Source organism: Clostridiales bacterium (assembly GCA_018333995.1).
Classification (GTDB): Bacteria; Actinomycetota; Coriobacteriia; order Anaerosomatales; family SLCP01; genus JAGXSG01.
The window spans coordinates 19,926-34,154 of the sequence record JAGXSG010000002.1; the positions used below are offsets into that span (position 1 = coordinate 19,926).

At 62.1% G+C, this 14,229-nt stretch carries 12 protein-coding genes; 6 read left to right on the forward strand and 6 right to left on the reverse strand.

Going from position 1 to position 14,229, the window contains the following annotated elements; genetic code table 11:
- Nucleotides 1-24: 24 nt before the first annotated feature.
- From eno to KGZ40_00445, 6 genes are all read right to left on the reverse strand, one after another.
- Nucleotides 25-1,323 (reverse strand): phosphopyruvate hydratase, encoded by a 1,299-nt coding sequence (gene eno, locus KGZ40_00420; GenBank protein MBS3955986.1) that lies wholly within the window; start codon nt 1,321-1,323, stop codon nt 25-27.
- Nucleotides 1,320-2,741, reverse strand: coding sequence for a nucleoside triphosphate pyrophosphohydrolase (mazG, locus tag KGZ40_00425; GenBank protein MBS3955987.1), 1,422 nt, complete (start codon nt 2,739-2,741; stop codon nt 1,320-1,322). The genes eno and mazG overlap by 4 nt, the downstream gene beginning before the upstream one ends.
- A gap of 61 nt (nt 2,742-2,802) precedes the next feature.
- The gene (locus tag KGZ40_00430) at nt 2,803-3,774 is read right to left on the reverse strand and encodes a peptidylprolyl isomerase (GenBank protein MBS3955988.1); all 972 of its coding nucleotides are present in this window, start codon (nt 3,772-3,774) and stop codon (nt 2,803-2,805) included.
- The gene (mfd, locus tag KGZ40_00435) at nt 3,771-7,283 is read right to left on the reverse strand and encodes a transcription-repair coupling factor (protein MBS3955989.1); all 3,513 of its coding nucleotides are present in this window, start codon (nt 7,281-7,283) and stop codon (nt 3,771-3,773) included. The genes KGZ40_00430 and mfd overlap by 4 nt, the downstream gene beginning before the upstream one ends.
- Before the next feature lie 236 nt (nt 7,284-7,519).
- On the reverse strand, nt 7,520-8,467 hold the full coding sequence (locus tag KGZ40_00440) for a DUF4065 domain-containing protein (GenBank protein MBS3955990.1): 948 nt from the start codon (nt 8,465-8,467) through the stop codon (nt 7,520-7,522).
- Between the two features lie 67 nt (nt 8,468-8,534).
- Nucleotides 8,535-8,801: a hypothetical protein gene (locus tag KGZ40_00445; protein ID MBS3955991.1), complete on the reverse strand. Its 267-nt coding sequence runs from the start codon at nt 8,799-8,801 to the stop codon at nt 8,535-8,537.
- 355 nt (nt 8,802-9,156) lie between these two features.
- Between KGZ40_00445 and KGZ40_00450 the strand changes: the two genes are divergently transcribed.
- From KGZ40_00450 to KGZ40_00475, 6 genes are all read left to right on the forward strand, one after another.
- A complete protein-coding gene (locus KGZ40_00450) occupies nt 9,157-9,378 on the forward strand; it encodes a hypothetical protein (protein MBS3955992.1) in 222 nt (73 codons plus the stop codon).
- Nucleotides 9,379-9,722: 344 nt separating this feature from the next.
- Nucleotides 9,723-10,145 (forward strand): hypothetical protein, encoded by a 423-nt coding sequence (locus tag KGZ40_00455; protein ID MBS3955993.1) that lies wholly within the window; start codon nt 9,723-9,725, stop codon nt 10,143-10,145.
- 171 nt (nt 10,146-10,316) lie between these two features.
- Nucleotides 10,317-11,342, forward strand: a complete 1,026-nt coding sequence (locus KGZ40_00460; GenBank protein MBS3955994.1) for a hypothetical protein — start codon at nt 10,317-10,319, stop codon at nt 11,340-11,342.
- Complete coding sequence (locus tag KGZ40_00465) at nt 11,332-11,739, forward strand: hypothetical protein (protein ID MBS3955995.1); 408 nt, start codon at nt 11,332-11,334, stop codon at nt 11,737-11,739. The genes KGZ40_00460 and KGZ40_00465 overlap by 11 nt, the downstream gene beginning before the upstream one ends.
- Nucleotides 11,729-13,171 (forward strand): DEAD/DEAH box helicase, encoded by a 1,443-nt coding sequence (locus tag KGZ40_00470; protein MBS3955996.1) that lies wholly within the window; start codon nt 11,729-11,731, stop codon nt 13,169-13,171. Before KGZ40_00465 ends, KGZ40_00470 begins: the two co-directional genes overlap by 11 nt.
- Nucleotides 13,168-14,217 (forward strand): hypothetical protein, encoded by a 1,050-nt coding sequence (locus KGZ40_00475; GenBank protein MBS3955997.1) that lies wholly within the window; start codon nt 13,168-13,170, stop codon nt 14,215-14,217. The genes KGZ40_00470 and KGZ40_00475 overlap by 4 nt, the downstream gene beginning before the upstream one ends.
- Nucleotides 14,218-14,229 lie beyond the last annotated feature (12 nt).

Genomic DNA, 14,229 nt, shown 5'->3' on the forward strand with positions numbered 1-14,229 from the left:
GGAGCATACCCCCATCGCATCGACTCATGCGCGCTCGCGCGTGGAGATGTTGTAGAACGCCTCCATCCCCGGATAAACGGCCGAATCGCACAGCTCCTCCTCTATCCGGAGCAGCTGGTTGTACTTCGCGACACGATCCGCGCGCGCCGGAGCGCCGGTCTTTATCTGGCCGGCGTTCACCGCGACGGCAAGGTCGGCTATCGTGGTGTCCTCAGTCTCTCCAGAACGGTGCGAAATGACACAGGTGTAGCCGGCGCGCTTGGCCATCTCGATGCAATCAAGCGTTTCAGTGAGCGTGCCGATCTGGTTGACCTTGATGAGGATCGAGTTGGCCACTCCCATCTCAATTCCGCGCGCGAGCCGCTCCGTGTTGGTCACAAACAGGTCATCGCCTACAAGCTGGACCCGATCGCCGAGACGCTCGGAAAGCAGCTTCCAGCCGTCCCAGTCCTCTTCCGCCATGCCATCTTCGATCGAGATGATCGGGTACCTCGCAACGAGATCAGCCCAAAACTCGACCATCTCGGCCGAGGAGAGAACGCGCCCCTCGCCCTCCAGGTGATACGCGCCATCCCTGTATATCTCGGTGGTAGCTGGATCTAGTGCGAATACGACCTGCTCGCCGAGGATGTAGCCCGCCTTCTCAACAGCCTCGGCGATCACCTGGAGCGCCTCTTCATTACTGCCGAGGTCTGGCGCGAACCCTCCCTCGTCGCCCACGCCTGTCGCAAGCCCCCGCGTAGAGAGGACCTTTTTGAGCGTGTGGTATATCTCGGCGCACATCCGCAGGCCTTCGGCGAACGTCGGAGCGCCTACCGGCATAACCATGAACTCCTGCAAATCGACATTGTTATCAGCGTGCGCGCCGCCGTTCAGGATGTTCATCATCGGGACGGGCAACACGTGCGCGTTCGCTCCACCGATATAGCTGTAGAGCGTGAGCTCCGTGGACTCGGCGGCCGCGCGGGCTACCGCGAGCGAGGCGCCAAGAATCGCGTTGGCCCCGAGCGCCGCCTTGTTCGGGGTGGCGTCGAGCGCGAGCAGCGTCATGTCGATGAGGCGCTGATCCGTCGCGTCCATGCCGAGGATCTCGGACGCGATGTTCTCGTTGACGTTGTCAACCGCCGCGCGCACCCCTTTTCCGTGGTAGCGAGCCGCGTCGCCATCGCGCAGTTCAACCGCTTCGAACGCGCCTGTCGACGCGCCGGAGGGCACAATCGCTCGCCCAAACGATCCGTCATCGAGGACGACCTCGACCTCGACCGTGGGGTTTCCGCGAGAATCGAGCACCTCACGCGCGTAAACGTCGACGATACTGCTCATCGATCCAGCCCCTCCCTGTTCTTGGCATCGCGCCACAGACGTTCCATCACTTCGATCCCAACCTCAGAAAGCCGCTCTCCGCGTTCGCCCGCCTCACGTTCCATGTGCTCGAAACGGCCGATGAACTTCGTGCACGTTGCTCGCAGCGCTTCCTCGGCGTCGATGCCCTGCTTGCGAGCAAGGTTGACGATCGTGAATAGAAGATCGCCTATCTCGCCTGCGGCGTCAGGGGACCCCGGTTTTGCGGCGCGGAGCTCGTCGAGTTCCTCGTGGACCTTCTCCCACACGTCGTCGAGTGTCTCCCATTCGAACCCCGCGCCCGCCGCACGACGCGAGATCTTCTGCGCCCACATGAGCGCGGGCAGTGCCGCGGGAATGCCAGCGAGCACCTCAGCTCCGTCTTTCTCGTCTCGCTTGATGGCATCCCACGTCTCGGTCACCTCTCCGACAGTGCCTGCGACCGTTCCGCCAAACACGTGCGGATGCCGCCGGCGGATCTTCTCGTGGATGCCGCCCACCACGTCTTCGACCGTGAAACGATCTTCCTCGGCGGCAATTTGAGCGTGAAGCACGATCTGGAGCAGCACGTCCCCAAGCTCTTCAGCGAGTCCTGCCGAGTCACCCGCCTCGATCGCGGCAACCGCCTCGTACGCCTCCTCGATCATGTTGCGGCGCAAAGACATGTGATCCTGGATTCGGTCCCACGGACAACCATCCGGTCCACGCAGGGTCTCTATCGTCCGCACGAAGCCGTAGAAGTCAGCGATTCGATCGACGCGCGATGGGGGGACGAAGACCGCGCTCCCCTGGTGAGGGTCGATTGCGGCAAGCGAGCCGACCGTAGCGCGCGTCAACGCGTAACCGCCCTCGTCGCCCGCCGCCACCACGACCGGATGATCGGGCTGGTAGCACGAGAGAAGACGTTCCGAGACGCGCTTTGCAAGCAGCTTATTGCTCACCCCGGTGACAATGAGATGGGATGTGCGTTGCTCGACAGAAGGCGCGAGTGACCGCGCGTCGATGATGTCGAGGTCAGCGGTCAGGTCGACGTCGAGAGCCATCAGAATCACGTGCAACGGAGACACAGTGGGAGACACGTCGACCGTCGTGTTCGAGCGGTCAAGCAATCCAGTCACCAGACCACCCCGGAGCAGCGGGTATCCAAGACTCACGATCGCGACGTCACCCGCTTCGGCGCGCCGCACGAGCGCGTCAACAACTTCGGGGGTCGACGCTTGTGCGGAAACGCCAAGCCCGGCGAGTGTCACATACTCGATCCCGTGCGCGGCGAGCGTCTCGATAAGCGGGCCGGAAGCGGACGGCACCACGACCGTTTCGGCGGCACGCAGCCGCTCGAGAGAGCGAGGAGGCACGTCCCCGAGAGGGCCATCAACACCCACTATCGCGATCGAGCCCACGGCGTCCCCCTGTCCGAACCGTTCGCACCGAGGGCCACCGGCACGAGACCGGTATCCGGCGCTACTCTCCAGCAGGCGCTTCTCCAGCAGGCGCTTCGGTCTGCTCAAGTTCGGGAATCACGTACTCGATCTCAGCGGCCGCACGAAGCTCCGCGACGAACTCCTGGAACACCTCGGTGTTGCGGTCCTGCAAGATCATTTGCTCGATGAGAGTGGTTACCTCGGTGAGCGGCTGCACGCTCGCCTCGCGCGTCCCTAGCAGCTTGATGATATGCCACCCGAACTCGGACTCCACGAGGTCCGAAACCTCGCCTTCCTCAAGCTTGCCGAGCGCGTCTTTGAACTGTGGCACGTACTGGTTGGGATCCGCCCAGCCCAGATCGCCGCCGTTGGCGCCTGAGCCGTCCTTGGAGTGCTCCTTGGCAAGCGCCGCGAAGTCACCACCCGCACGAATCTCTGCGAGCACGCGCTCTGCAGTCGCCTTGTCAGCGGCGTCAAATAGAATGTGGGCGGCGTTAGTCGCAGCTGCCTCCGTAAACTGATCGGTGTTCTCCTCATAGTACGCGGCGATCTCTTCGGCGGTGACGCCCTCGCTTCCCGCGATCTCCTCGATGAGCTTCTGGGCGACAAGCTGGTCGCGAAGCTGATCACGAAGGTCTTCGAGGGTCATGTTCGCCTCGGTCAGCGCGGCGTCAAAATCCTCGATGCCGGCCTTGATGCCCTCGACCTGCTCATCGATCTCAGCATCGGTGACTGATATGCCACGCTCCTCGGCGGCCTTACGCATCAGAATCGCGTCGATCATGCTGGCAAGAAGGCTGCGCTGGAAATCGAGCAACAGCGCGTCTCCGTTCTCGCCCTCAAACATGTCGCCGTACTGGACTCTGAGCCGCTCAACCTGGGCGTCAAGCTCGGCACGGGTGATCTCTTCACCGTTGACGCGAGCCGCGATATCTTCCGAGCCGCACGCAGCAACTCCGGTAAAAAGCGCCACGGCCACAACGGAAGCAAGAACGGTGCGGGTGAACCTCATCGATCCTCCAGGGGATTCGTGTGAACATGCAACCGCGACAGTATAGCACCGATGAGCGCCTCGGCAGTGGCGGTCACAGAAGCTCCACGATTGACGGCAAGGGCCACCGAGCGATCCCGCTCGAACACGATCGCGCCCATCGCCGCGAGCGGCCCGCGCGACTCGGGCGCAAGCGTGACCGGACCAGCCGTCAGGCGATTGCGCGCGAAGGCCACCCGGCGAAGCCCGGCCTCGGCGGCGAGTGCGCGGATACGCGCGATCGCCACGAGATCTGCCACCTGCTCAGGGGCCGGGCCATACGCCTCGAACATCCCCGCAGCGACCTCGTCGACATCGCCTGCGGTCTCGGCACCCGCGAGACGCCGGTAGATGCGGATGCGCTCATCAGCAGCTGGGATGTACGTTTCCGGCACGAACGCGGGAACCGGCAGGTCGACAGTGATCTCGGGGTGCGCGACTTCTGGTTCACCGCGCACTTCGGCAACGGCCTCGCGAATCATCCCGGCGTACAGATCGAATCCCACAGCGGCGAGGTTGCCATGCTGCTCCGCACCGAGAAGCGAGCCGGCGCCTCGAATCTCAAGATCGCGCATCGCCACCTTAATACCGCTGCCGAGATCCGCGTGGTCGCGTATCGCGGTGAGCCGATCGACGGCCTGTTCAGTCAATGGAGCCGCGGCAGGGAAGAGGAAGTACGCGTACGCATGCACGTGGGAACGCCCAACGCGACCCTTAAGCTGGTAGAGCTGCGCGAGGCCGAGGCGCTGAGAGTCCTCGATGATGAGCGTGTTGGAGTGCGGGTTGTCGATTCCGCTCTCCACGATGGTGGTGGCCACAAGCACATCGATCTCGTTGGCGGCAAAACTCTCCATCACCGCTTCGAGCTGTCTTTCGCCCATCTGCCCATGCGCGACCGCGACTCTCGCCTCCGGCGCCGCTTCGCGTACGCGCGCAACCGCGTCATCGATCGAGCGAACGCGGTTGGAGACGTAGTAGATCTGTCCACCCCGCGCAAGCTCGCGGCGGATAGCCCCGCTCACGATGTCCGGGTCCCACTCACCCACGTGCACCCGCACGGGAAACCGGTTGGGCGGCGGCGTGTCGATGACGCTCATGTCACGCACGCCCGAGAGCGCCATCTGCAGCGTCCGAGGAATCGGCGTGGCCGAGAGTGTGAGCACGTCGATCTGCTCCCGCAAATTCTTGATGTGCTCTTTGTGCTCGACTCCAAACCGCTGCTCTTCATCGACGATGACAAGTCCGAGGTCCTTTGGCGTCACATCGGCCGAGAGCAACCGGTGTGTTCCGATGAGCACATCGACCTCACCTGTGGACAAGCCCTCGAGCGCCGCCTTCTGCTGCGCCTCGGTGCGAAAACGGGAGAGCACTTCGACCCGCAGCGGAAACGGTGCGAAACGCTCGGAAAACGTCGTGAAGTGCTGCTGCGCGAGGATGGTAGTCGGGCACAACACCATCACCTGCGTGCCGTCCTGCGTTGCCTTGAACGCGGCGCGGATCGCCACCTCCGTCTTGCCGTAGCCAACATCGCCGCAGATAAGCCGGTCCATCGGTGTCGCGGCCTCCATGTCGGCCTTCACGTCGGCGATGGCGGCGAGCTGATCGGGGGTCTCCTCAAACGGAAACGCCGCCTCCATCTCGAGCTGCCACGGAGTGTCCGGCGAAAACGCGCGCCCGGTGACCGCGGAGCGTCGCGCGTACAAATCGACCAGGTCGAATGCGAGAGCTCGGGCGGCCTTCCGGGCCTTGGCGGTCGCGCGCGACCAGTCGGCGGTGTTCAGCCGGGTGACACGTGGGGCGCCTCCTTCGGCACCCACGTACTTGGTAACGCGCTCGATCTGGTCGACCGGCAGGTAGAGACGGTCACCCTTCGCGTACTCGAGCACGAGGTAATCGCGCTCAACCCCTAATACCTCTTTGCGCTCAAGCGCCGTGAAGTGCGCGATTCCGTGCGCCGCGTGCACGACGTAGTCTCCAGGGGCAAACGCGAAGGTCGTGCGCGTCGCGTCAGCGGTGCGCGCTCGCCTCCGGGCCGCTCGGCGGGGATAGATGTCGCTCACGCTCACGACCGCGAGGCGAGCTTCGTGTACGACGTATCCAGAGGGCACATCGGCGTCGTCGAGATGCAGCACGCCAGCCGTAAGACGCGTCCGCACCGCCTGCTCTGGCAAGGCTGTCGGCCCTGCCGCGGGAACCTGCCCGCCGTTCTCGGTACCGGAAGCGGTGTGCGGACCGCGGCGCTCGGCCACGAGGTCGACGAGCGCCACACCCGCGGCGGCAAGCGTGTCGGCGATGCGGCGGCGGGTGCGGCGGTCCGGGACTGCGAGCACGACCGCGTGACCGGTCGCCAGCAGCTCCCGGATGCCTGCGACGAAGCGCTCCTCGCCTCCCGCGACCTGCGGCCTTTGCGCGCTGATCTCCGCGTCAACCACGCCGTCCGCCCGCAAGAGCGCAAGCAGGGTGAGCCGCTGCCGGCCACCGCCAACGTCGAGACGCGCTGGCGGGACGACGAGTCCTTCCGCCGAGACGCCCGCTTCGCGCGCCGCCTCCACGAGCTCGTCCGCGCGGCGGGTCACGTCATCGAAGAGCGAGCGCGGCTCGGCGACGGTAACGAGAACCTCGGGCGCGAGGTAGTCTGTGAGCACGCCGACCTGGCGGTAGAATACCGGCAGGTAGCGCTCGACGCCGTTGAAGTAGATGCCCTGTTCAATGAGCTCGAGGTGGCGTGCGATATCGGTCTTGCGCAGTGACTTTTCCTCGAGCGCGCGCCGAGCGGCGGAGGCAGCCCGGGAGCCAAGCACCACCTCACGGCATCCGAAGATCTCAGCGCGTCCCGCGTCTCCGATCGTCTGCCCAGTCGAGGGGATGAAGCGGCGCAAGGTCTCGATCTCGTCGCCAAACAGTTCGGCGCGCACGGGAGCGGTAGCGTCTGACGGATAGACGTCGAGTACGCCACCGCGCACTGCGAAGGTGCCGGGCTCGTCAGCCGCATCCCGGCGCTCGTAGGCCATACGGGCGAGCCGTACCGCCGTCTCCTCAAGATCAATCTCCGCACCAGGCTCGAGCACGAGCGGCTCGAAGACGTGCGAACCCTGCGGCGGAAGCGCCCGCACAAGCGCGCGCGTCGACGCAACGACCACCACGTCGCGTCCGGTGCTCAACGCGTGCAGAGCGCGGGCTCGTGCGCCCACAACACCCGGGTCCGGCGCCTCGTCCGACCACGGGGCGTCCGCGCGCTCGGGAAAGCGCAACACCGTCCCGGGACCCAGATACACCGCGGCTTGGCGCGCGTATCGCTCGGCGGCCTCCTCCCCCGCGACCACCACGAGCGTGGGGCGGGGAGCGGCCGAGAAGAGAGCCGCTGTGAGCAACGGACGAACGAGGCCCGGAGCGGCGACGGTCACGTCCTTGCCCAATGCGAGCGCGTCGCGAACCGTCGTGTAGGCTTGCCCGCTCTCGAGTGCGGTTCTGATGGGGTCGAGCAGGGACATCGGGACTCCTCGGCACCTTCTGGACACGGCAAGAACCCGCTCTCGGCGTACCGGGGCGGGGTGTCTGAGAGTATAGGCGGATATCTCGGCGGTCAAGGTGCTGGCGTTTGCGGTCACCGGACAAGTCGTGTCCTCGCCCAGATCACGAGCTTGAACCGGGTGAAAGGCAGAGTATCCCCCAGGACTGCCAGCTCCACGGGTCGCCAGCCGTGCCGTCGTGCCGCAGGTGCCGAGACTCAGTCGAGCTGTAGCCTGCTTGCGTACTCATAGGGAATGGTCTCGCGGTCGCTCGTCTCAGACCACGCAGGTTCCCGATGCGAAAACGCAGTGATGTCAGAAGCGGTCCAGTGAGCGAACTTCGAAGCGACGTCCTTCAGGGTCTGAAGCTCTTGCGCATCGAAGACTCCCGTGTCGGCTGGTCTGAGCGCTCTGAACACCGTGCCGGTGCAATCGCCGGCATCGAGACACTCCTCGCTGAGCGCGGCCTGATCGACGAGCGACGCCTGAAGGGTGTAGAAATCCGCAGGTACCGGTCCAAACTGCATGTGCACATAACGGCTGCCGGAGATTGCACGTCCGTGGCGCCTGTGGTGGAGGAAATCCGCGTAGAACAACAGCTTATTCAGCTTGGTTCGCCACGTTTGGGCTTGGCCAGCGAAGTACACCATCATCTCGCCCAGCTTCTTGACGTCTTTGCCAGCAGCGTAAGCTGCGGAATCCTCCTGGACGAGCAATGCCTCGTGCTCATCTGAAAGCGAGATGAGGCACTCCTCCACGGTACGTCGCTGTTCCTGCGTGACCCGCTCTCCGCTGCGTTCGAGTAGCTGGCGCATGTTGGCGGGCTGCTGCGCCAATCGAAGCATCTGGTCATGGGCAGCCGACTGGATGGACCCCGTCTCGTAGCGAGCAAGCGTCACCTCGCCCCATCCGAGGAGGCGAGAGAAGGCCTTCTGGCCGAGACCGTACATAGACCGGATCGCACGGATCTCCTGTGGTTGGAGCAGTCCGTGACGCGAACGGTAAATCGCGTAGGCGTCGGTGAGGGTCTGGTCGTCGAGGGCGACATCGAGCATGTCGGTGCCGCACACTTCGCAGACAGCAACCTGCGCCTCGACGGTGATCTCTTCACCCTTGACTGGATACGTCTCGGTGCGCTTCTCAATACGCGATTCGGTCTCGCGCATGCATTCTCCGCAGAACGGCATGAGTGTGTCTCCCTGCTTTCTGTTATGTCTCTTCTGCTGTCGTTCGCTACTTCGTGAAGGGGAAGGTGAAGGGCCTCTCCTGACGATGGAAGGAGATAACGCAGCCGACTGGTTCTTCGTCAGCTATTCCGATGGTGACCTTGACGTAGATGCCGTGCTCTTCGATGTAGATTCCGAAGTCGCACGTTAACTCATCGGAGAACTGCGGGTGTACATTCTCCCATGGGAGGTTCAGTGCTTGAGTCGGCTCTAAAGCCGCAACCCGATCGAGCATATCTGTGACCGAGAGACCTAACTCAGCAAGCGTATCCATACTGACCTTGCGGCCGTCTCGGCGGTAGCCTAGGCGTCCTAGAGATCGGGCCTCACGAACAAGACCGAGGAAGCATATGAGTTGGTGTGGAGCCATACCGGCACGTCCTTCCAAACAACCTCACCATACCGGCCTCCTCTCGGTCTCGGTGCCGGAGCACCGAAGCGGTGGTATCAAATGATACCGCCATCTTCGCAAAGGCGCAACCCCCCCCCCTCTCCCGCCATCCTCACCTGGTATCCTGCTCTCACACAACTGCGCGAGCAGCTCGAAGAGGCGCGCGGGCTGAAGTTCGGAATCCCTCGGCCTGCCTGCGGAACAGGCGATCGGGCTCCTCGGCGAGACGTGTCACGACGTGTACCTGAACGACGTCGCGTGCTGGCGGTGCGTGCCTGCAAACGTGTGGCGCTACACGATCGGCGGGTACCTGGTGATTAAGAAGTGGTTGTCGTATCGGGGGCGCTACTCGGGCGAGATCTGCGGCCGGAAGAGGCGCGCTACGTCGGGGAGATGTCGCGTCGGATTACCGCAATCGTGCTTATGGGCCCTGAACTCGACGCGAACTATAAGCGCGTGAAGGCGGATGTGTGGGAGTGGTAGTCTTGCCGGAGACGGAGTGCGGTGGCCGCTGACCCCCGATATGGCGGTCATGCAGATTGCTCATTCAGGGGTTAGACAAACAGCTGGCGTACGAGTGTGATGCAACAGGGAGGCGGCGTGGATCCACGCGGCGGTGCATATTCCGATAAACGTGTCGTGGCTGAGAAACTCGCCCGTGTAGGAATTGGTCCTGCGGCACCCATTAATGCTTTCGTTGACTCTCTGCGCAAAGCGAGACCATCGTCCTCAGTCCCGTACGTTGATCCCGACTGTGGCGGAGTTGAAGCTCGAGTGCTGATGTTGTTCCAGGATCCTGGACCAATGGCGGCCCAACCCAAGGGCAGCGGCATGTTGTCGATAAGTAACGATGACCCGTCCGCAAAGACCTTGTGTCAGGTGCTCGCGGAGGCGGCTATTCCTTGGAGTGAGGTGGTTCCGTGGAACGCTATTCCTTGGTACACCGGTGGAGCCAATTCCGCGGCTGACAAGTTGCAGGGACTGCTCACCCTTGGCCCTTTGACCGCCTTGCTGCCTCGTCTGTGTGTTGTGGTCACATTTGGTGGCACGGCAGCGCAGTCATGGCATCGTGCTGTCGCACAAGTTCCGGAGCTGTCGTGCTACACGCATATTTCCACACTGCATCCAGGAGTCGGGGGATTGACCAACGGATATCGGCAGAAAGCCCCGGTCGGTCGCACACAGCTGCTTCGCGACCTTGTCGAAGCACGCTCGCTGCTGACATGAAGCTGTTATCTAACCCGGGCGTCGAGCAGAAAGCGCCGTGTGAGTTAGGCTCAGGTTCGGATCGGGCGTAGGCGCTTCAGCTCACGCCAAAGACGTTAGCGGGAGAGCGCATAGGGTTCGTGTACGAGGGCAATCTTCAAACCGTACGCCCTCTGACAGTTAGGAGGCAGGATGCATGAGCGCAAGGTCCACCTCGACGGGCGTGAGCTCACGATTCGTGAGGGCCGACTCGAGTTAGGCGACGTCTCTTTCGATCCGACCAATCCTAGGATCCAGTTCCAGCTGGACACCTCCTTGTCCGACAAGGAGCCAACCCAAGAGCAGCTTGGGTTTGCTCTAGTCGTCGGCAACGACAGCTACGCCAAGCTCCGCGAGAACATCGAAAGCAACGGCGGCATCGTCAACCCGATCTGGATCGCGCCCGTCGATGACGGATTCGTCGTTGTCGAGGGGAACACACGCCTTCAGGTCTACCTCGACTTGCACGAAAAGTACCCGAACGACGACAAATGGAAGTCGATTCCGGCCTTCCTGCTGCCGGAGCAGTTCACCAGAGATCAGATTAACTTCATTCGTCTAGAGGCCCATCTGTTTGGGACTACCCCCTGGGACGCTTACGAGAAGGCACGCTATCTCTACCGCCTGAACGAGGAGGAGGACTACTCGGTCGAACGGCTGGCCCGAATGACCAAGCTGACTCCCTCGGACATTCGCAGTAGCATCCAGGCTTTTCGCGACATGGATGAATACTACTTGTCCCGATTCGGCGATCCGGGTGAGCATCAGAAGTTCAGCTACTTCGTGGAATTCCGGAAGAACGCAGACCTCAAGCGGCTGGTCAAAGAGGGTCAGCTCAATATTGTCGACTTCTGCACGTGGGTCGGTGAGGGCAAGTTCAGCCGAGGTGAGGATGTTCGCCGCCTCGGCACAGTGCTGAAGGACCCCCAAGCCCGTCAGGCTTTGATCGACTACGACTTCGAGACTGCGTTGGAGCAGCTGGGACAGGTCAACCCGGCCGCAACCAGCCCGCTGTTCGACAAGATCCAGGACGTCTCGATCGGGATTCGAAAGATGCCATTCTCCGAGATCGAGGGCATCCGGCGCGGACAAGAACCTGCCAAGGTTGCCTTGCTGGAGGAGCTGGCCGCCACTGTCAACTCGTTCATGGCCAGCCTCAAGGATCGCAGTGCCAACTAGGCAGCATCAGCGAATTCTCGCCATCGTGCTCAAGGCCATGAGCCAGCGGGGCTTCTCGCTGGTTGCAGTCGACGGTAAGACCGAAGGCTGGGATCAGCTCGGGCTGGGCCGCCCAGGCGATTTCGGACGCCATCGACCCGATGCGGTCGGTATCCAAGCTGACGGCACTATCGGCATCGCTGAGGCCAAGACGGCCGATGATGTTGCGTCCCCCCGGACTCGCGAGCAGCTCGAGGATTTCCTGGCTCCTTCTGACGTCGACTATGCCGCTGTCTTCTTCGGCTACCCTCGCAGCGCTGATGGTGTCGTCAAGAGTTTGCTCATGTCCATCGGAGCAATCAACTGTCCACAGCTCGAGCTAATCCCCGTCCCAGACGAGTTGCTCGATGCGAAGTAGGACCCCGCAGGACTTCACGCCGCGCACCAAGCCGCTTCCGCATCAGCGCGAGGCGATCGAGTACGTGATCAAGACCCCTGAGGCGGCGCTTTTCGACGAGCAGGGTCTTGGCAAGACCAAGATCATCATCGACGCCTTCTCTGAGTTGATGCGTCGGGGCGACATCGACGCTGCACTCGTTGTGGCGCCGATGGGGCTGGTCTACAACTGGGAAGCCGAGATCAGCAAGCACTCTCACCTCGTACCGGTCGTGCTTCGAGGCAACGGTCGTCAACGCAAGTACCGTTTTCTGTCGGGGGCCAATTTCTATCTGGTCAACTATGAGGGAGTCGTCGCCCAGCGGGATGTCTTTCGCAAGATGATCCAGACGCGCCGCTTCGCCATCGCGCTGGACGAGGCTACTCGCATCAAGGATCCGCATACCGAAACTGCCAAGGCGCTCTTCGCGATCGGCGAGCATGCCTCGCACAAAGTAATCATGACCGGGACGCCCATCGCCAATCGGCCGGTCGACCTGTGGTCTCAGTACTTCTTCCTGGACGGCGGACGACTGCTCGGAACTGATCACAGATCTTTCGCCAGTACCTACGACCCCGACTGCGAAGGCGTCGAGGATCGGCTTGAGGATCTGTCGGCCCTCATTCGGGCCAACTCGATTCGTCGCCTCAAGAACGACGTACTCGAGTTGCCGGATAAGGTCTTCATAGTCCACGAGATCCCCCTGGCCGGACCACAAGAGCAGATGTACCGCGACTGTGCCGATGAGCTGATCGTTCAGTTGCGCTCCATGTCAGGGCAGGCATACATCCGCGAGATCGACAACGTTCTCGAGCGCCTGCTTCGCCTGGTGCAGATCGCCAGCAATCCTGGGCTCTTGGACCCCATGTTCGCTGCACCAGTGGCCAAACTCAACTATCTGGATGAACTGGTCGACCGCCTGCTTGACCAGCATGAGAAGTTAATAGTCTGGTCGGGTTTCGTCGACAACATTGAGACCGTCGTACAGCGACTGAAGCGCTACCGGCCGCTAAGGATCCACGGTGGTGTGGGAATCGAAGAACGTGCCGAGATCGTCGATGCGTTCCAGGAGCGAGATACTAACCGTGTACTGGTCGCCAATCCGGCCGCCGCGAGGGAAGGGCTGACTCTCACGAAGGCTAGCGCGGTGGTCTACCTTGACCGCAGCTTCAACCTTGTAGACTACCTGCAGTCGCAGGACAGGATTCACCGGATCGGCCAGACCCGAGAGTGCGAGATTCACAAGTTGATCGCCTCTGGAACGGTCGATGAGTACGTCGATGCCGTCATTGAGTTGAAGAGCAGCGTGGCCGGGTTCGTCTACAGCCCGAGCGACGCAGGCAAGGCGCAGATGACACAGCTGCGTGATGAGAAGGACGAGATCCTTCGGTTCCTAGAGGAGGGCGAGGCGTGACTGACAACACACTGAGTGTACAAGGGCGACAGATCCCGTATGAGCTCAAGATTCTAAGCATATACGACCTGCGCTACTACGCAGAGAACCCTAGGATCAACTACATTATCTCGACCCATGACGGCGAGGTAACGCAGGAGATCATCGAACAGAAGCTGCTGGCTCTCGATACGACCAAAGACCTCGTTAGGGACATCGAGGAGAATCAGGGGCTGATCGAAGAGGTGCTGGTAATCGGCGACGAGGTCGTCGAAGGCAACACGCGTTTGGCGGTCTACAGGCGGCTGGCCAAGAAGCACCCCAACGACCCACGCTGGAAGACGATCCCGGCGAAGGTGCTGTCTTCCGAGATTCGGCCGCAAGAGCTCTTCTTCATCCTCGGCACGCTCCACATCAAGGGCAAGAACGAATGGAGTGCCTACGAGAAGGCGGCCTACATCTACCGGATGGTTCGCGAGCTGGACTACTCACCGCAGGATGTTGCTAAGCAGCTTGGACATCAAGCTGGCACGGTCGAAGCCATGCTCAAGTCCTATGAGACGATGCGAGACATCTACCTCCCTCAGGCAACCAAGGATTCCGACGATTTCGAGACCCAGGATGCGCTTCGCAAGTACAGCTACTTTGAGGCCTTCTATCGTCAGAAGGATCTGGCACTTCGGGCACGAGAGACGCCGCTATTCGTCGAGGAGTTCTGCGAGTGGGTCATCGCCGACGTATTCCCCAAGGCCGACAGCGTCCGAACCGAGTTGCCGAAGATCCTGAACAACAAGCGTGCCTCCAGGACCTTCTACGCCCTCGTCGATACCGAGCCGGAAGCTGCGTTTGAAGAGGCCGAACTGGTTCTGCATGAAAGCAAGCCTGAGCAGATGGATCCCTTCTACATGGGTGTGAAGGAGTTCCGCGACTTGCTCCAGAACGCGTCAGTCGAGGAGATCAAGGCCGACCTCGAGGCGGACGGCCCACGCGCAAAGGCGTGCCGTGACCAACTGAAGCGATGCCACAAAGAGCTCGTCCGCTTCTGCCACCTGCTTGGCCTGGAATAGCGACGGAGTCCA

Excerpts from the sequence above, each read along its gene's own strand:
- eno (MBS3955986.1), bottom strand. The coding sequence starts at position 1,323 with ATGAGCAGTATCGTCGACGTTTACGCGCGTGAGGTGCTCGATTCTCGC.
- KGZ40_00445 (MBS3955991.1), bottom strand. The coding sequence starts at position 8,801 with ATGGATACGCTTGCTGAGTTAGGTCTCTCGGTCACAGATATGCTCGAT.
- KGZ40_00470 (MBS3955996.1), top strand. The coding sequence starts at position 11,729 with ATGCGAAGTAGGACCCCGCAGGACTTCACGCCGCGCACCAAGCCGCTT.
- KGZ40_00460 (MBS3955994.1), top strand. The coding sequence starts at position 10,317 with ATGCATGAGCGCAAGGTCCACCTCGACGGGCGTGAGCTCACGATTCGT.
- KGZ40_00440 (MBS3955990.1), bottom strand. The coding sequence starts at position 8,467 with ATGCGCGAGACCGAATCGCGTATTGAGAAGCGCACCGAGACGTATCCA.
- KGZ40_00430 (MBS3955988.1), bottom strand. The coding sequence starts at position 3,774 with ATGAGGTTCACCCGCACCGTTCTTGCTTCCGTTGTGGCCGTGGCGCTT.
- mfd (MBS3955989.1), bottom strand. The coding sequence starts at position 7,283 with ATGTCCCTGCTCGACCCCATCAGAACCGCACTCGAGAGCGGGCAAGCC.
- KGZ40_00455 (MBS3955993.1), top strand. The coding sequence starts at position 9,723 with ATGGCGGCCCAACCCAAGGGCAGCGGCATGTTGTCGATAAGTAACGAT.